This window comes from Carnobacterium pleistocenium FTR1, from assembly GCF_000744285.1.
In the GTDB taxonomy this organism is placed as follows: domain Bacteria; phylum Bacillota; class Bacilli; order Lactobacillales; family Carnobacteriaceae; genus Carnobacterium_B; species Carnobacterium_B pleistocenium.
This window is the reverse complement of record NZ_JQLQ01000002.1, coordinates 637,351-653,473: the sequence shown is the minus strand read 5'-3', so window position 1 is coordinate 653,473 and position 16,123 is coordinate 637,351. Positions and strand designations below refer to the sequence as shown.

Sequence of the window (16,123 nt, the reverse complement as noted above, 5' to 3'; positions counted from 1 at the left end):
TTCCGATTGCATTTGATATGTTAAGATTTACTACTATCATCTTCATGTCCGCGTAGCATTGTATTGAGCTGTTCAGTTTGACGTTTCAGTTTATCTACCTTTTCCCTCAGCATATTGCGAATTACACTTAAGTGAAATGCTTTAAAATTTGTACTAAAATCTTCTTCTTCCAAAACTCTTACCAATACATCAATTTCAGTTTGTGTTTGTTCAATTTCTTCCGTAAGCTTCATAATTTTTTTCATTTTCATTCTCCCTTTTTATAAATAAACTTTTTCTTCAAAGTATTTGCGTGAAATTTTACCGGCAATTACAATTTTTCCATTTTTTGAAAGTTCAGTATTTAACTCTTTGATTACTTTATATGCTTTTGCTTTTGAAACTCCTAAAATCTCAGCAACATCTTCAGCAGCATAAAAACGATTACTCGGAATCGTGTATTGTACTTCCCCCATCCATCATCATTCCTTTCTTATTTTTCGGTTCCCAAATTTCTTGAATTAGTTTTCTGTTTTCCCAACTAGTAACGACAAATCCATCAGGGAAGATTATTCTATAAGTTATTGAATTAATTTCTTCCACCGTCAAACCATTATTCTCATCATTATTTCGTTTATTCTTTATGACACTTGCAGCATCTAAAACATCAACATTAATTTGAATGATATTTTTTTCAATCATGATGTGATCTTTAAACATTTTCATCATCCTTTCAACAAAAGTTGCTTATTTGGTATCTTCAATCATTTATTTACGCCTTCAAAAAATAGTTCTTGCACAGAACAACCAAGTTCTTTCGCCAACCTAATCATCAAATCATTACTTGGATTATTCGAAACTCCATTTTCAATTTGTGATAGATATTTATTTGTTACACCTACTTTTTTTGCGAGGTCCTTTTGTGTAAGATTTTTCTTTACTCTTGCAACTTTAAGATTGATATTCATTTTTTCACCTCTTATACCATTAATAATGGTCGTTTATTCCTTCAACACGTTTATATTACCACTAGCAGTGGAATTAGTCAAATAATAATGGTACTTTTAAGTGTTAATGTTGTATTTATACCATTTATAGTGGTACTATATATTCATATAGGAGGTGTGATATGTATTTTCGTGAAAATTTGAAGCGTATCAGAAAAGAGAAAAAAATAAACCAACGTGAGTTGGCCGAATTAACTGGTTTAAGTTTTAGTATGATAAGTAAATTGGAGTCTGGTGAACAATCTAATCCAACACTGGAAACTATAAACAAGATTGCAGATGGTTTAAAAGTTGATCCAGGTGAACTAGTTTACAAATTGGCTATTGAGGTCAAAAAATATGAACAGTTTGACCATTACTTTAATTCCGATGTTGGATTATTGATGAAATTTATTGTGAGTCAGTTAAAATCAGATAATCATACCTTACTGTTTGACGGGGAAGCCTTAGATGATGAAAAAAAGGAATTATTAAGGAGTTCATTGAATGTTACTTATGAAATGGTAAAACTGATAAATAAAAAAAAGAAAGGAAGTTAACCTTAGTGGGATTATTTGGTAGCGGAAAATCAAAAGAAAAACTTGAAGAAAAGAAAAACCAGAAAAAACTTGATAATCAATTCAATGAGTTAACAAAAGGCGCTTCGACCTATGTGATCCAAATTTCAGAAGATTTATTTAATAAAGCGAATCATTCTATAATGACAATGAATATTCATTCAGATGGAAGAACCTACTTAAGATATTCGCAACCTGGTAGCTTAACTAAGCACACAAACGAAATGGAAGCCTACAACATGATTGAATTCGAATGGTTGGAAAATATTCAAGTTAAAGGTAAAAAGGTTTTAAGTCGCTCTATTATTGGTTTGGGGTTAGCTGGACCATCTGGAATGATTGTTGGAGGTCTGTCTGGTAAAAATAAAACCAAAGATAAATCTACTGCCATTCTAATAATGCAAAATACAGAAACTAAAGAAGTTAGAACGTTCAGTTTTAAATGTGATAAAAAACAAATGAGAAAATACAAGATGATTCCCACCGTTCCCTTGATGGAAAATTCGAATAGTATTTCTTTCAATTCTTCTCCTACCGAACAATTGAAAGAATATAAAGAATTATTGGATCTGGAAATTATCAATCAAAAAGAATTCGATATGAAAAAAGCTGAATTACTTAGCATGTAAGACAAAAAAAGCCCTCTGTGCTACCAACACAAAGGACTTTGAAAATGAACTACACCGTATGATATAGTCCACCCATCAGTGAAATTATATCATACTTCTGTTCATAAATAGAATAAGAAGGGATATGATTTAATGCCTGTTTATAAAAATAAAACAAAAGGAAATTGGTTCACGAAATTTAATTACAAAGATTGGCAAGGTGAAACCAAACAAAAGAAAAAAGAAGGATTCAAAACTCAACGTGAAGCAAAAGAATTTGAACGGAAATTTTTGAACAAAGTTAAAGCGGATGTGGATATATCATTTTCTAATTTAATAGAATATTACTATGAGGATTCAAAAACTAGATTAAAACCTACAACTTTCAATAATAAACAATATATCATCAACAATAAAATCCTTCCATATTTCGGAAAAATGCCATTGAATACGATATCTGTAACTACAGTTAGAACATGGCAAAATAAGTTGATAGATGACGAGAATAATTATAGTCAAACGTATTTGAAAACGATTCACAATCAACTGTCTGCTATTTTCAATTATGCAGTAAAATATTATAATCTAACTGAAAATCCAGCTGCAAAGTGTGGAAGTATGGGTAAAAAGAATGCTGATTCAATGCAATTTTGGACTGTTGATGAATTTGAAAGATTTATAGCTATTGTAGAAAGTAAGCCTACATCCAAAGTTATTTTTGAATTACTCTTCTGGACTGGTATGCGTTCAGGTGAATTATTAGCATTAACTCTAAATGATTTCATTTTAGAAGGTGAGGTAAAATCTGTTTCAGTTAATAAAAATTTTTCCAGATTGAATGGTGAAGATTTGGTATTGGAACCAAAAACCCCAAAAAGCAAACGGATTATTAATATACCAGATTTTCTTGCTGAAATTATAAAAAACTATGTTGGTAAATTATACGATTATGAACCTAACCAGCGCTTATTTCCAACAACTAAATATTATTTATGGCATGAAATGAAACGTGGATGTAAACATTCAGGAGTTAAAAAAATACGCGTCCACGATTTAAGACATTCACATGCATCTTATTTAATTGAATTGGGCTTTTCACCTTTATTAATTGCAGAAAGACTTGGACATGAAAAAGTAGAAACTACCCTTTCTGTTTATTCTCATCTATATCCAAACAAACAAAATGAAGTGGCTTCAAAACTTGAAGAATTACACAAAAAATAGAAAGTGTACGTTTTATGTACTTAATAAAAATAAAAAGACTAAGAAAAGCCTTTATATAGGCACTTCTTAGTCTTTTAGCAATTATTCCCACTCAATAGTTGATGGTGGCTTGCTGGTAATGTCATACACGATTCGGTTAACGTGTTTTACTTCATTTACGATACGGACAGAGATTTTTTGCAAGACATCCCAAGGAATGCGGGCAAAGTCACTTGTCATACCATCAATAGATGTAACGGCACGAATTCCAATAGTGTAGTCATACGTACGGCCATCTCCCATTACTCCGACGCTGCGGAAACCAGGAAGAACGGTGAAATATTGCCAGATGTCACGGTCAAGACCGGCAGCTGCAATTTCTTCTCTTAGAATAAAGTCGCTATCGCGCACGATTTCTAATTTTTCTTCTGTTATTTCGCCAATAACACGAATTCCTAGACCAGGGCCTGGGAATGGTTGACGCCAGACAAGGCTTTCAGGCATTCCTAATTGGATTCCTAATTCACGAACTTCATCTTTAAATAACGTATTTAACGGTTCAATCAATTTGAATTGCATGTCATCAGGAAGTCCACCGACATTGTGGTGTGATTTGATCATTTGAGCAGTGTCTGTTCCACTTTCAATCACATCAGTGTAAAGGGTTCCTTGTGCTAAGAAATCAACGCCTTTAAGCTTCGTTGCTTCATCATCAAAGAGATAGACAAATTCATTACCAATGATTTTCCGTTTTTGCTCTGGATCACTAACGCCACTTAATTTAGCCATAAAACGTTCTTTTGCATCGACACGAATAATATTCAAGCCAAACTTACCAACTAGGCTTTCCATTACTTGTTCGCTTTCGCCTTTACGCAATAGACCATGGTCGACAAAGATACACGTCAATTGATCGCCGATAGCTTTTTGTAAAAGCACACCTACGACACTTGAGTCTACTCCGCCTGATAAGCCAAGCAATACTCTTCTATCGCCAACTGTTTCACGGATTTTTGCTGTTTCTGAATCGATAAAATCAGCAATACTCCAGTTTCCTTCACATTCACAGACATCAAAGGTAAAGTTTTTTAGCATTTCATTTCCATGTTCTGAATGACGTACTTCAGGGTGAAATTGAACGGCATGGAAATTCTTTTGTGGATTAAACATTGACGCAATCGGACAATGTGGACTCGTTGCAGAAACCACAAAACCTTCTGGCACTTGTGTAACTAAATCTCCATGGCTCATCCAAACCGTTTCATCTTTAGCTAATGAATTAAATAAAGGTGCTTTTTGATCATTGATCGTAATGCTAGCTTTACCATATTCTCTATTTTCACTGCCTGCGACTTTTCCGCCTAATGCAGTTGTCATTAGTTGCATTCCGTAACAAATACCTAAAATAGGAATCCCCATGTTAAAAATTTCAGGATCGACAGAAAAAGAGCCTTCATCATAGACGCTCATCGGACCACCAGAAAAGATGATTCCTTTAACGTTCATTGCTTTTAATTCTTCAGCTGTTACTTTATGAGAAAGCAATTCAGAGTACACTCCGAATTCACGGATACGTCTTGTAATGAGTTGGTTGTATTGACTTCCAAAATCTAATACCACCATTTTTTCAACATTTGCTAAATCTGTAATCATAAACGTAGTCCACCCCATATTATTATTTTCAAATCTATTGACATCTATTTTTAAGTTTAACGGCTATTCTACCATTAATCAACCGCATTATTGATGTATCCCTTTTCTACTTTAATATTTCTTTAATAAAAGCTGATCAATGTAATGATTCTCTGTTTTATGAATAATTAATTCTGCTCTATTTTTAGTCGGCGAAATATATTCTTTCAAATTTTTCAGATTCACATTTTCCCATACGCCACGAGCCATTTCAAATGCATCTTCTCGATTGCCTTGTGCATAAGAATAATAATAATTTCCTGGTTCTTTAAACGCCGTTCCTAATAGTAGGCCAAATCGTTCTAGGTACCATTTTTCTATTAATTTTGCTTCAGCATCTACAAAAATAGAAAAATCAAAAAAATCACTGATATAGATCTGCTGATTGGCAGGAAGTTGCAACACATTGATACCTTCAACGATCAAAATATCTGGTTGTTTTAAGACATGTTCTTCACCTTGAATAATGTCATAGTATTCATGAGAATAGACCGGAGAAACCACTGCTGGTTTCCCGTTTTTGACATCCCCTAGAAAAGCGATCAAGCGGTTCATGTCATAACTTTCTGGGAATCCTTTACGGTTCATGATTCCTTTTTTCTGCAATATTTTATTGGGGTACAAGAACCCGTCTGTTGTGATCATTTCAACCGATTTATCTTTGTACACTCTTGAAAGCATCGTTTGTAATAACCGCGCTGTCGTGCTTTTTCCAACAGCCACACTTCCGGCGATCCCGATAATATAAGTATTCTGACTGGTTTCATTCTTTAAAAATTTATTTTTCTTAACTTGTAATTGCTCATAATTTTTTAAGTATACGTCCAACACATGAACGATTGGTATATAAATTTCTTCAACATCCGTAATGGAAATCTGGTCATTTAATCCTTTTAACTCATCTAATTCTTTTGAAGACAATGGCGCAATGCCTTCACTATTTAATTTTTTCCATTCTTCACGTTCAATGATATGAAATGTAGCAGACTCTTTCATATTATTATAAGACCCCCGAGTTCCTAGACTTCCGAACTATTGTACCAAATTTCCTCCCCTTTTTATAGTTTTTTATTAGTCATTTCGAGAGAAAACACCTGTCTTAAAAGAAACTTAACTAGCCATATCTCTTATTTATAGTGTAAAATATTACCTGGTATAGAACTATCTAGTTTAAAGTTGACTATAAATGAAAAAAAACGGTAAAGGAGAACGGTATGAAAAAGGATAAACAAGAAAAGATTGAAATTTGGGGAGACGTCGTTGACCTAAAAGATTTGATCATTGCGGTCCTTCTGTCTAGCAGTTGTACGATGGGAGCCTATTTTTTAGCCCCAAGTGATGACAAAACAAAACAACTATTCTTTGGTCTAGCTGGTGCAGTTATTGGTTTTACTCTTTCTACTATCTTCATTAAGCCCAAAAGAGTTATTACGATTGAAGACGAACAAAAGTAAGAATTAGCATTGGAGAGAACAAAAAAATATGGAAATGTTATTGTTGGTTCAAATGGTTATAGCTGCCCTTGCAGCCATTGTTTTATATACTTTTATAGGTTTCATCCCTGGTACCGATGAAACATCTGTTTTGATGCCCGTTACGTTAGCTGTCATTTTGGCAGGAACAGAACCGGTTGTTGTGTTAACCTTTTTTATAGCAGCAATTGTTACGCTAAATCTAACAAATTCAATGCCAACTGCTTTAGTTGGACTTCCGGGTGGCGTTCTTTCTAGCCCAATGATTGGACATGCGTTATACTTAAAAAATCGTGGCATGTCTGAGATCACGATTAAAAAAATGACCTCTGGATCTTTAATAGGAACACTGATATCCGTTCCTACTGCTTTATTGCTAGCTGAGCTGTTAACACCTTTTGCTGAAATCATTCAGCCCTATTCTTCTCTATTATTCGTAATTGGGGCTATTTTTCTTTCTTTATTAGGAAAGAATAAAATTTTATCTTTAGTTAGCATCCTTCCTTTGGCAATCCTTTTCCAAGGATTGCGTCATTTATATTGGGGAATGGGTGTCGTGCCGGAAGATGTTAATATTACAACTTCATTCTTTTTAGGCATAACGATCGGTCCTTTGATCATCTCGATCCTCTCATTGTTTAATAAAGCCAGTCGTGAAAAAATGCTGACCGATGAGTTCAAAAAAATTACATTGCCAAAAAGTCCAACGGCCCATCAAACAATCAATCCTTTTAAACTACTGTCTAAAAGCGAACTAAAAGCAGCCTCTCTTTCAGCCCTGATTTCAAATTTCATTTTTGTATTAAGTCCGGTTGGATTGATTATTCTATTTGGTGAATTTGTAGCAAATAAAATAAAAGATCCCGTTAAAAAGGCTTCTACAGCTATTATTACCATGAGTGCTTTAGCACAATCAACTTACCTTTCCGGGATAATTATTCCTTTAGTGGCTTTAGGGATTCCTTTATCGCCAACGTCTATTGGACCTGGAAGCCCTTTGTTCAATGCTCCGCCAGTTTTTACCATCGAACATAACTTGCATCATATACTGAGTAAGAGTGAATTCACTTTTGCTATTCTAATTGGTTCAATTCTTGCAGCTTTTACTAGCTACATCGTGATCAATCGATACGCTGGGATAATTTCACGATTTGTTTTACAAAAAATTCCGCATGAAGCTATTCTAGGATTATTTATTTCCTTTATTTTACTGTTAGCTTATATGGATGCTGGGTTGCTTAATATCTTTGGGGTTTTGTTGATTGGTATTACGAGTGGAACGTTAAATAAATTGGGCATGAATTATGGTATTCAGTTTATGACGTTATACGCTGCTCCTTGGTTAGTTGAAAAGATCGCTCAATTCTAACTGATAGCAAATTGAATCAAATAAAAATTTCCTATGGAATAAAGGAGTTACAACATGTTGAATATAAGTCAAAGTACAACCGGAACTGCCAATGGAAAAATCATTTTAATGGGGGAACATTCTGTGGTTTATGGAGAACCTGCCATAGCCATTCCTTTTCCTGCCACACACATTCAAGTGACCATTACAGCAGTTGAAGGTCCAGTTCAATTAGACTGTGTTTATTATCAAGGAAATTTAGCTTCCGCACCTACACACTTAGAAAACCTGATGGCTGTTGTAGAATCAACGATGAGTGAATTGAAGCAAGAATTAAAGGATTTCAAATTAACCATCAAAAGTACGATTCCTGTTGAGAGGGGCATGGGTTCAAGCGCTGCAGTAGCCATTGCAATGGTCCGTGCTTTGTTCGCCTATTTTTCAACTCCCCTCCCAGACAACCAACTGTTAGCGTTAGCAAATGTGTCTGAAACGATTGCTCATGGAAATCCAAGCGGTTTGGATGCAGCTATGACAAGCGGTAGACACCCGCTTTACTATATAAAAGGCAAACCTTTTGTACCCTTTCATTTGTCGCTGTCTGCTTATTTGATAGTGGCGGATACTGGTTTAAAAGGCCAAACAAGAGATGCCGTTGCTAGTATTGCTCAATTAAATCGCGAAAATCAAGATAAAACGATGAACGCTATCCATCAATTAGGGGATTTAGCCAAACAAGCCAAACTTGCAATTGAATCCAATCTTCCTGTACTATTAGGGTCAGTTATGGATACAGCTCATGAAACACTTTCCTTTTTAGGGGTAAGCAATGAGACATTAAATCATTTAGTGCGCACAGCACGACTAAATGGAGCTCTAGGAGCAAAACTAACAGGCGGTGGACGCGGAGGCTGTATGATTGCTTTAGCCGCTGACAAAGACACTGCCGCACGGATTTCAGCCGCTTTATCAGATGCTGGTGCCGTAAATACATGGACACACCCATTAGGAGATGACAAAGTTGAGTAATGCAAGAAAAGTACGTGCCTATACAAATATTGCCTTGATTAAGTATTGGGGAAAGCGAGACGACGCTCTTATCTTGCCTACAAGTAGCAGTTTATCGCTCACTTTAGATGCGTTTTACACAGAAACTGCCGTATCTTTTGATGAATCTGTTGAAAAAGATACGTTTTATTTAAATGACAAAATCCAAGATGAAGCTGCTACTTTAAAAGTTAGCCGCTTCTTAAATTTGTTCAGAGACACAGCGGGTTTAAAAACACCCGCAATCATCAGAAGTACCAATTATGTGCCAACAGCTGCTGGCCTAGCTTCTTCTGCCTCTGGGATGGCAGCCTTAGCCGGAGCCGCTAATTTAGCAACTGGCTTGAATCTTTCTCCGCAGGAACTTTCTATTTTTGCCAGACAAGGTTCTGGGTCAGCTACCCGCAGTATTTATGGCGGATTTGTAGAATGGCAAAAAGGAACTTCTTCAGCAGATTCTTACGCTGTCAAAGTAGATGAAGCAGCTTGGGATATCGGCATGGTCGTCGTCGTCGTGAACAAAAACCAAAAAGAACTTTCCAGCCGTGAAGGAATGAAACAAACCGTCGCAACCTCCCCTTTTTATTCAGGATGGGTTGAAAGTACAGCTATCGATTTGATTAATATCAAGAAAGCTATCCGCCAACAGGATTTTGAACAGGTTGGAGAGCTTACAGAGAGCAATGGCATGAAAATGCATGCTACAATGTTAGGAGCTAATCCGCCGATTTCTTATTGGGAACCCGATAGTGTGTTGGCGATGCAACTGGTAAGACAATTACGGAAAAACGGGATTCCTTGTTATTTCACAATGGATGCCGGTCCAAATGTTAAAGTGCTCTGCCGCTTATCTGATAGCGAGAAAATCAAAACAGCGTTCTCTCATTACTTTAAAGAAGAACAGCTCATTATTTCTGGTCCCGGAAGTGACTTAAAAGAAATAACGTTCTAAAATTTTTGAAACTGTTTTTTATTATTTAGGAGGAATGACACTATGATTGAAGCTTCTGCACCAGGTAAATTATATATTGCAGGCGAGTACGCTGTTGTTGAACCAGGTTATCCAGCTATTTTAGTAGCGGTTGATCAATTTATTACCGTATCACTTGAAACATCTGAACACATTGGAAGCATCACCTCTTTTCAGTATGGGAATCTTCCTATTTTATGGAAACGCGAAAATGACCGCTTAGTATTAGACAAACGGGAAAATCCTTTTCATTATATTTTAGCAGCTATTCGATTAACCGAAGAATACGCAAAAGAACAAGGAAAAGAACTGTCTTTCTATCACTTAACGGTGGATAGCGAATTGGACAGCTCCAAAGGGAAAAAATATGGTCTAGGTTCAAGTGCAGCTGTCACAGTCGCTACCGTAACAGCCTTATGCCGTTTTTATGAACTTACCGACAGCAAAAATGTTATATTCAAGCTAGCTGCTTTGGCTCATTTATCCGTTAAAAGCAATGGATCTTGTGGCGATGTAGCCGCAAGCGTTTATGGTGGCTGGTTGGCCTTTACAACATTTGACCCTCAGTGGGTGCTAGAACAAAATGAACACACTACCGTAAAAGAACTGCTCGAAATGGAGTGGCCGCATCTATCATTTACGCCACTAACTCCGCCAAAAGACTTACGTCTCGTTATCGGATGGACAGGTTCACCCGCATCTACTTCCCATTTAGTAGATGAAGTCATCAATAAACGTAGCCAAGATGCCATGGCTTATGAAACCTTCCTAGAAAAAAGCAAACAATGTGTCAATGCAATGATTGCTGCTTTTCAAGCAGGAAATGTCACCGAGATTCAACGTCAAATTCGAAAAAATCGTCAACTTTTACTACAAATGAGTCAGGACACATCTGTTACGATCGAGACACCGGCTTTAACCAAGCTGTGTGGCATGGCAGAAGCTTTCAATGGAGCTGCTAAATCATCAGGTGCTGGTGGTGGCGATTGTGGAATTGTCATTTTCAATCGAAAAGAAGGTTTATTGTCACTTATTACAGATTGGGAAAAAGAAGGCATCATTAATTTACCCTTACATGTCTACAAAAAAACAACTCTTTAGTCACTCGTTCTTGACAGATAAAAAAGTTTGGAGGATCACATTATGAAACCAACGAATAATCGAAAAAACGAACATGTTTCATTAGCCGAAAAGTTTGCTAAAGAGACCAGAAAGTCTGATTTTGATTCTTTCCGTTTTGTCCATCATTCTTTTCCAGAAATGAGTGTAGCGGATGCAAGTATTTCTACTTCTTTTGCTACATTAGATATGGACTCCCCTTTTTACATTAATGCCATGACCGGCGGAAGTACTTGGACAAAAAAGGTGAATGAAAAACTGGCTTTGATTGCTCGCGAAACGGGTATCGCTATGGCCACTGGTTCCATCAGTGCTGCTCTTAAAGATCCTTCTGTTAAAGACAGTTTTACCATCATTCGAGAAACCAATCCTACTGGTAAACTTTTTGCCAATCTTGGTGCCGGTCAAACTTTGGAAAATGCCAAAAAAGCAATTGATTTGATCCAAGCAGACGCCTTACAGATCCATATCAACTCGCCTCAAGAAATCATCATGCCCGAAGGCGACCGTGATTTTTCAAACTGGTTAGCAGATTTAGAAAAAATCGTTCAACAAGTAGCTGTGCCGGTCATTGTTAAAGAAGTGGGATTTGGCATGAGTCGCGAAACAATCCAACAATTAACTTCCATTGGGGTAAAAACGATTGATATTAGTGGCCAAGGTGGCACAAACTTTGCTCAAATTGAAAACTATCGTCGCACTAGTGCAAAATTTGATTACTTAGAAGATTGGGGTCAATCGACCGTTATTTCATTAGTAGAAGCGCAGCCTTTCATCGATAAAGTTGAAATACTTGCTTCAGGCGGTATACGTAACCCTTTAGATATTGTTAAGTCTTTAGCTTTAGGAGCACGTGCAGTAGGGATCTCAGGACTCTTCTTGCACATGGCTTTAAGAGATGGCGTAGAAGCTACGATTTTAGAAGTAATGGCTTGGAAAGAACAAATTGCATCAATCATGACTTTACTTGGGAAAAAAACGGTCAATGACTTAAACCAAACTGATGTGATTCTGTTAGGCGAAGTAAAAGATTGGTGTGACGCCCGTAATATCGATGCGTCGCTTTTTGCTAATCGTTCTTCACAAAATCGTTAAATTTACTTATTTAGGCTCTAGGTCAAATGGTGTGGATGCTTCAAGATAAAATTCCTTCTGGAATAGACGGGTTTACTTGTGGAGTCATGGAAGCGCCTGAAGCCTGAAAAGAAGTCTTCAGGCTTTCAAGCTTCAAACACAGCCTAATCGCTAAAGCGCTAATGCTGTGTAATTCACATTGAATTCTTTACATGACTACAAGCAACTCTATTCCTCCAGTAATTTTTGGATGAGTCATTTAATTAATTTATTTATCCACACTAAAAATTATACAGTCTTTATTTGTAGCATATAAAAAAGAAGGCTAGAAATTCATTCGCGAATTTCTAACCTTCTTTTTCGTTTCTATTTTATTGATTTTCAAGCTATTCATTACTTGTTAGCATGATCCATTTTTTTGTGTCCTCAAAGCCTAATTTTTGAAACACTCTTCCTACATTTGGATCGGAATAGAATAAACAGGCCTTTTTATTTTTTTTAATACAATAATTCACTAACGAAGCTACTATAGCTGTAGCATACCCTTCATTGCGGTAATTTTCAATTGTACCAACAGCCACTATCATCGCTGAATCCTTTGTTTCAACAGCAATTCTCCCTGTTGAAATGATTTTACCCGTTTCATCTTTGATGATTTGAATCGTATTTAGATTAAGATCCAATTCATTGGTGATTTCTTCCATTGTTTGTTGCTTCTTCATCCCAATTTCTTTTAAACAATCAAGGTATGATGCAATATCGTCTTTTTCTAAAGGCAGCACCTGTTTGATCAGTGGAACTTCCATTTTCAGCTCATGGCATTCAGCTAAACAAGACTCTTCTTTTTCAAATGCTTCAAATTCTGCTTCGTATTGAACAATCGCTTCTTCACTTCCCGATATGTATAAAGGGGTTAAACTTTGGATCAAAGGTAAAAATGTGTCAAATCCTTCAAATTCTTCGCCATGAATAGGCATGATATTCTCTTTATAACGTACCAATGCACCAACGATTTCAGCCCTGCCATTTACATAAGCCCAAACATCTAAATCAAAATGTTCAAATCCATAGGTTTCAATATCTCCAATAGCAAATAAATTCACGATTGGTTCTTGATATAAAAAATTCAGCAACTCTTCACGATTATTTTCATCACATTTATAAATCATTTAGCTCGTCCTCTCAAGTAACAACCTGTATCTCTTTATTATACTATTTTCGAAAAATAATTGTACCATTTTACATCTGATTTAAATAGCAAATTTTTAGCATTAACTCAAATAGACCATTAATGTAATGGCTGCAATTCCAATTGCCATAGACCATAAAAGATTTTTTGTTTTATAAGCTACAAAAAACACAAGAATAGAAGGTACTAGTTTTATATTCACGAGTGGATTTACATTGAATTGGCTTTCCCAAAAGAAAATATTTGAAAAAATCAGAGCTGAAAATATAGATACCGGAATAAACGACATCCATTTTGAAACTTTTGTTGGAATAGAGCGATTGCTTAAAACAAGTAGCGGCAACACGCGAGGCAGATAAGTGACCACCGCCATACCTAAGATCAGCAGCAATTGTTGACTAGTCATATTTCATCTCCTCATTTCGTGTTTGCTCTTTTCTGCTCAGCAAGTATTCATCAGTAAAGTATCCGATAAAAGAAGCTACAATCGCAGCTAGAACTAATGCAATCGTATGTTGCAACAGGATCGTAAAGGCTACTGCTAGTACGCCTGCAGTTAATCCAACAAAAACATACAACTTAGATACAAATTGACTGATCAATAAACTAATAAACATAGCAATCAAAACATAATTTACAATGGTGGTATCAATTTCCCAAGAACTTCCGATCAACCCACCAGCAACTGTACTTAATGCCCAAGTCAAATAAGCTAAGAGATTGACCGACAGCGCTTTGTTAGCGGTCCATTTATGATTGTTGAATTGATTATAATTTATAGCAAATGATTCATCCGCGAGGGTATGACTAAAAAACAATACAAAAGGTAAAGATGGCTTTTTAATAAACCCAGACATACTAGAACTCATTAATAAATGACGTAGATTCAAAAAGAACGTCATCGTTATAATGGCTGAAATAGAAGCACCCATACTGACCATTGAAGCAGCCATAAATTGAGCGGCCCCTCCAAATACGAGTAAACTCATCGCTAAAATACTTGGAGCATTAAATCCCGCATCATATAAAACCATACCTCCAGCTAGACCTAATGGTACATAACTAATAAGCACTGGATAAATTACTTTTAAGCCAGTCAGCCAATCTTGTTTTTGCATTTTTCTCCCTCCTAACGGATATATAACCGCTATTATATCATAACGCTAAATCTTTTTTTCTTTTAAATTGCTCTATAAAAAGTCATTTTTTAACTCAAATTAGATTGTAACTCGTCCTTACTTTTGCTAATGTAGACCTATTGAACAGATAATGAGAGGGGTTGATGTATGTGTTAAAAAGAATTTCTTTCAGCTCTTTTTTTATTAGCATTCTTTATTTTTTGATCTACTTTTTTGTGCCAGCACTTAAAAATGCGGTTTATAGTGGCGGATTCTGGGCGATCTTACACGCCTTAATGGGCGTCATTTTGATTGTCGGTGTTTTTGGAATTGTTCTTTTCACACTTCACTACTTATTTTCAGATCCAACCAAAAAATAAGACAAAAAGAGTATTGAGAAAAATCTCAATACTCTTTTTATCCGTTGATTTAATCTCAGTCAATGATCACTTCATGAATAAGTGGGATTGGTGTAGCTGAATCCGCAATGGTTATACCTTCCCAGATTTTTTTCTCAACATCTGGAATTTCTTCTTTATTTGTATGGATCGTTAAGAGTGCTTCCCCTTTTTTAACAGGATCGCCAACTTTTTTAAGCAAGACGATTCCCACGGCTAAATCAATTTTGCTTTCTTTTGTAGCTCGTCCAGCTCCTAGCATCATTGCAGCAATTCCTAGTTCATCAGCAATGATTTCAGATACGAATCCATCTTTATTAGCCAAGACATCGATTTGGTGATCTGATTTTGGCAATAATTCTGGGTCATCAATAACTCTTACATCTCCACCTTGAGAAGCAACAAACGTTTTGAACTTTTCTAACGCTTTTCCGCTCTCGATGGCTTCTTCTAACAGCCCTCTTGCTTCATCTAAATCTTTTCCAATACCAGCTAAATGAACCATTTGGCTACCTAAAGTTAAGCATAAATCTAATAAATCAGCTGGACCTTTGCCTTTTAGCGTATCGATAGCTTCTTTAACTTCTAGAGCATTCCCGATTGCAAAACCTAAAGGCTGGCTCATATCAGAAATAACAGCCATCGTATTACGGCCGACGCTATTTCCAATTTGTACCATAGCATGCGCCAGTAGTCGAGCATCTTCAGTTGTTTTCATGAAAGCTCCTGCTCCAGTTTTCACATCTAAAACAATGGCATCTGCACCAGCTGCGATTTTTTTACTCATAATTGAACTTGCGATCAGCGGAATCGATTCGACAGTACTGGTCACATCTCTTAAGGCATACAATTTTTTGTCAGCTGGTGTTAAATTGCCCGATTGTCCGACAACAGCTACTTTGTTCTTATTCACTAATTCAATAAACTTTTCTTGTGTCAACTCTACGTTAAAACCTGGAATCGATTCTAGCTTATCGATTGTTCCACCAGTATGCCCTAGACCACGTCCACTCATCTTAGCAATTGGAACTCCCAAACTTGCAACTAAAGGCGCTAGAACAAGTGTTGTCGTATCGCCTACTCCACCTGTTGAATGTTTGTCTACCTTGACTCCCTTAATGGCTGATAAATCAATTTCTTCTCCAGAATGGACAATACTCATGGTTAAATCACTTTTTTCGCGATCATCCATGTCTTTAAAGTAGATGGCCATCATCATTGCACTCATTTGGTAATCCGGAATCTTACCTTCTGTGTATTCTGCAATCATAGTATTGATTTCTTCGGTTGTTAAAGCTTTCCCATGTTGTTTTTTTGTAATTAAATCAACCATTCTCATTTA

General features: G+C 36.2%; 20 protein-coding genes. 10 read left to right on the top strand and 10 right to left on the bottom strand.

Features of this window, described 5'->3' with window-relative positions:
• Positions 1-20: 20 nt before the first annotated feature.
• The 4 genes from BP17_RS03315 to BP17_RS03300 are packed head-to-tail and all read right to left on the bottom strand — an operon-like array spanning position 21 to position 947.
• On the bottom strand, positions 21-245 hold the full coding sequence (locus tag BP17_RS03315) for a hypothetical protein (protein WP_035051630.1): 225 nt from the start codon (positions 243-245) through the stop codon (positions 21-23).
• A gap of 15 nt (positions 246-260) precedes the next feature.
• Positions 261-455: a MerR family transcriptional regulator gene (locus BP17_RS03310; RefSeq protein WP_051910430.1), complete on the bottom strand. Its 195-nt coding sequence runs from the start codon at positions 453-455 to the stop codon at positions 261-263.
• The gene (locus tag BP17_RS03305; RefSeq protein WP_035051627.1) at positions 424-699 is read right to left on the bottom strand and encodes a hypothetical protein; all 276 of its coding nucleotides are present in this window, start codon (positions 697-699) and stop codon (positions 424-426) included. Before BP17_RS03305 ends, BP17_RS03310 begins: the two co-directional genes overlap by 32 nt.
• A gap of 44 nt (positions 700-743) precedes the next feature.
• On the bottom strand, positions 744-947 hold the full coding sequence (locus tag BP17_RS03300) for a helix-turn-helix transcriptional regulator (protein ID WP_035051625.1): 204 nt from the start codon (positions 945-947) through the stop codon (positions 744-746).
• A 161-nt stretch (positions 948-1,108) separates the two neighbouring features.
• Here BP17_RS03300 and BP17_RS13015 point away from each other — a divergent pair, with 161 nt between their 5' ends.
• From BP17_RS13015 to BP17_RS03285, 3 genes are all read left to right on the top strand, one after another.
• Positions 1,109-1,525 carry a helix-turn-helix domain-containing protein gene (locus tag BP17_RS13015; RefSeq protein ID WP_051910429.1) on the top strand — a complete coding sequence of 139 codons (417 nt, stop codon included), beginning with the start codon at positions 1,109-1,111 and terminating at the stop codon, positions 1,523-1,525.
• Positions 1,526-1,530: 5 nt separating this feature from the next.
• Positions 1,531-2,172 (top strand): SHOCT domain-containing protein, encoded by a 642-nt coding sequence (locus BP17_RS03290; RefSeq protein WP_035051623.1) that lies wholly within the window; start codon positions 1,531-1,533, stop codon positions 2,170-2,172.
• Between the two features lie 132 nt (positions 2,173-2,304).
• On the top strand, positions 2,305-3,375 hold the full coding sequence (locus BP17_RS03285; protein ID WP_035051621.1) for a site-specific integrase: 1,071 nt from the start codon (positions 2,305-2,307) through the stop codon (positions 3,373-3,375).
• An 81-nt stretch (positions 3,376-3,456) separates the two neighbouring features.
• Here BP17_RS03285 and guaA read toward each other — a convergent pair whose 3' ends face one another.
• Both guaA and coaA read right to left on the bottom strand, forming a co-directional pair.
• The gene (gene guaA / locus BP17_RS03280; protein ID WP_035051619.1) at positions 3,457-5,007 is read right to left on the bottom strand and encodes a glutamine-hydrolyzing GMP synthase; all 1,551 of its coding nucleotides are present in this window, start codon (positions 5,005-5,007) and stop codon (positions 3,457-3,459) included.
• Positions 5,008-5,118: 111 nt separating this feature from the next.
• Complete coding sequence (coaA, locus tag BP17_RS03275) at positions 5,119-6,042, bottom strand: type I pantothenate kinase (protein ID WP_035051617.1); 924 nt, start codon at positions 6,040-6,042, stop codon at positions 5,119-5,121.
• Between the two features lie 218 nt (positions 6,043-6,260).
• On the opposite strand from coaA, the gene BP17_RS03270 reads away from it, so the two are divergent.
• Genes BP17_RS03270 through fni form a run of 6 tightly spaced genes read left to right on the top strand, consistent with a single transcriptional unit; the run spans position 6,261 to position 12,097 of the window.
• On the top strand, positions 6,261-6,500 hold the full coding sequence (locus BP17_RS03270; protein ID WP_035051615.1) for a hypothetical protein: 240 nt from the start codon (positions 6,261-6,263) through the stop codon (positions 6,498-6,500).
• A 28-nt stretch (positions 6,501-6,528) separates the two neighbouring features.
• Positions 6,529-7,887 (top strand): tripartite tricarboxylate transporter permease, encoded by a 1,359-nt coding sequence (locus tag BP17_RS03265; protein WP_035051613.1) that lies wholly within the window; start codon positions 6,529-6,531, stop codon positions 7,885-7,887.
• Positions 7,888-7,941: 54 nt separating this feature from the next.
• Entirely contained in the window at positions 7,942-8,895 is a 954-nt protein-coding gene (gene mvk, locus BP17_RS03260; RefSeq protein ID WP_035051611.1) for a mevalonate kinase, read from the top strand.
• Positions 8,879-9,865, top strand: coding sequence for a diphosphomevalonate decarboxylase (gene mvaD, locus BP17_RS03255; RefSeq protein ID WP_198022502.1), 987 nt, complete (start codon positions 8,879-8,881; stop codon positions 9,863-9,865). The genes mvk and mvaD overlap by 17 nt, the downstream gene beginning before the upstream one ends.
• Before the next feature lie 42 nt (positions 9,866-9,907).
• The gene (locus BP17_RS03250; RefSeq protein ID WP_035051606.1) at positions 9,908-10,984 is read left to right on the top strand and encodes a phosphomevalonate kinase; all 1,077 of its coding nucleotides are present in this window, start codon (positions 9,908-9,910) and stop codon (positions 10,982-10,984) included.
• 42 nt (positions 10,985-11,026) lie between these two features.
• Positions 11,027-12,097, top strand: a complete 1,071-nt coding sequence (gene fni, locus BP17_RS03245; RefSeq protein WP_035051603.1) for a type 2 isopentenyl-diphosphate Delta-isomerase — start codon at positions 11,027-11,029, stop codon at positions 12,095-12,097.
• A 365-nt stretch (positions 12,098-12,462) separates the two neighbouring features.
• Here fni and BP17_RS03240 read toward each other — a convergent pair whose 3' ends face one another.
• The 3 genes from BP17_RS03240 to BP17_RS03230 form a co-directional block, all read right to left on the bottom strand.
• The gene (locus tag BP17_RS03240; protein ID WP_035051601.1) at positions 12,463-13,245 is read right to left on the bottom strand and encodes a GNAT family N-acetyltransferase; all 783 of its coding nucleotides are present in this window, start codon (positions 13,243-13,245) and stop codon (positions 12,463-12,465) included.
• 102 nt (positions 13,246-13,347) lie between these two features.
• The gene (locus BP17_RS03235; protein WP_035051599.1) at positions 13,348-13,671 is read right to left on the bottom strand and encodes an AzlD domain-containing protein; all 324 of its coding nucleotides are present in this window, start codon (positions 13,669-13,671) and stop codon (positions 13,348-13,350) included.
• Positions 13,664-14,383, bottom strand: a complete 720-nt coding sequence (locus BP17_RS03230) for an AzlC family ABC transporter permease (protein WP_035051597.1) — start codon at positions 14,381-14,383, stop codon at positions 13,664-13,666. Before BP17_RS03230 ends, BP17_RS03235 begins: the two co-directional genes overlap by 8 nt.
• A 170-nt stretch (positions 14,384-14,553) precedes the next feature.
• Here BP17_RS03230 and BP17_RS03225 point away from each other — a divergent pair, with 170 nt between their 5' ends.
• Positions 14,554-14,763: a hypothetical protein gene (locus BP17_RS03225; RefSeq protein WP_035051595.1), complete on the top strand. Its 210-nt coding sequence runs from the start codon at positions 14,554-14,556 to the stop codon at positions 14,761-14,763.
• Positions 14,764-14,818: 55 nt separating this feature from the next.
• On the opposite strand, the gene BP17_RS03220 is transcribed toward BP17_RS03225, so the two are convergent.
• Positions 14,819-16,120 (bottom strand): pyrimidine-nucleoside phosphorylase, encoded by a 1,302-nt coding sequence (locus BP17_RS03220; protein WP_035051593.1) that lies wholly within the window; start codon positions 16,118-16,120, stop codon positions 14,819-14,821.
• Between the last annotated feature and the right edge of the window lie 3 nt (positions 16,121-16,123).

Excerpts from the sequence above, each read along its gene's own strand:
- BP17_RS03315 (WP_035051630.1), bottom strand. The coding sequence starts at position 245 with ATGAAAAAAATTATGAAGCTTACGGAAGAAATTGAACAAACACAAACT.
- BP17_RS03310 (WP_051910430.1), bottom strand. The coding sequence starts at position 455 with ATGGGGGAAGTACAATACACGATTCCGAGTAATCGTTTTTATGCTGCT.
- BP17_RS03305 (WP_035051627.1), bottom strand. The coding sequence starts at position 699 with ATGTTTAAAGATCACATCATGATTGAAAAAAATATCATTCAAATTAAT.
- BP17_RS03300 (WP_035051625.1), bottom strand. The coding sequence starts at position 947 with ATGAATATCAATCTTAAAGTTGCAAGAGTAAAGAAAAATCTTACACAA.
- BP17_RS13015 (WP_051910429.1), top strand. The coding sequence starts at position 1,109 with ATGTATTTTCGTGAAAATTTGAAGCGTATCAGAAAAGAGAAAAAAATA.
- BP17_RS03285 (WP_035051621.1), top strand. The coding sequence starts at position 2,305 with ATGCCTGTTTATAAAAATAAAACAAAAGGAAATTGGTTCACGAAATTT.
- guaA (WP_035051619.1), bottom strand. The coding sequence starts at position 5,007 with ATGATTACAGATTTAGCAAATGTTGAAAAAATGGTGGTATTAGATTTT.
- coaA (WP_035051617.1), bottom strand. The coding sequence starts at position 6,042 with ATGAAAGAGTCTGCTACATTTCATATCATTGAACGTGAAGAATGGAAA.
- BP17_RS03270 (WP_035051615.1), top strand. The coding sequence starts at position 6,261 with ATGAAAAAGGATAAACAAGAAAAGATTGAAATTTGGGGAGACGTCGTT.
- BP17_RS03265 (WP_035051613.1), top strand. The coding sequence starts at position 6,529 with ATGGAAATGTTATTGTTGGTTCAAATGGTTATAGCTGCCCTTGCAGCC.
- mvk (WP_035051611.1), top strand. The coding sequence starts at position 7,942 with ATGTTGAATATAAGTCAAAGTACAACCGGAACTGCCAATGGAAAAATC.
- mvaD (WP_198022502.1), top strand. The coding sequence starts at position 8,879 with ATGACAAAGTTGAGTAATGCAAGAAAAGTACGTGCCTATACAAATATT.
- BP17_RS03250 (WP_035051606.1), top strand. The coding sequence starts at position 9,908 with ATGATTGAAGCTTCTGCACCAGGTAAATTATATATTGCAGGCGAGTAC.
- fni (WP_035051603.1), top strand. The coding sequence starts at position 11,027 with ATGAAACCAACGAATAATCGAAAAAACGAACATGTTTCATTAGCCGAA.
- BP17_RS03240 (WP_035051601.1), bottom strand. The coding sequence starts at position 13,245 with ATGATTTATAAATGTGATGAAAATAATCGTGAAGAGTTGCTGAATTTT.
- BP17_RS03235 (WP_035051599.1), bottom strand. The coding sequence starts at position 13,671 with ATGACTAGTCAACAATTGCTGCTGATCTTAGGTATGGCGGTGGTCACT.
- BP17_RS03230 (WP_035051597.1), bottom strand. The coding sequence starts at position 14,383 with ATGCAAAAACAAGATTGGCTGACTGGCTTAAAAGTAATTTATCCAGTG.
- BP17_RS03220 (WP_035051593.1), bottom strand. The coding sequence starts at position 16,120 with ATGAGAATGGTTGATTTAATTACAAAAAAACAACATGGGAAAGCTTTA.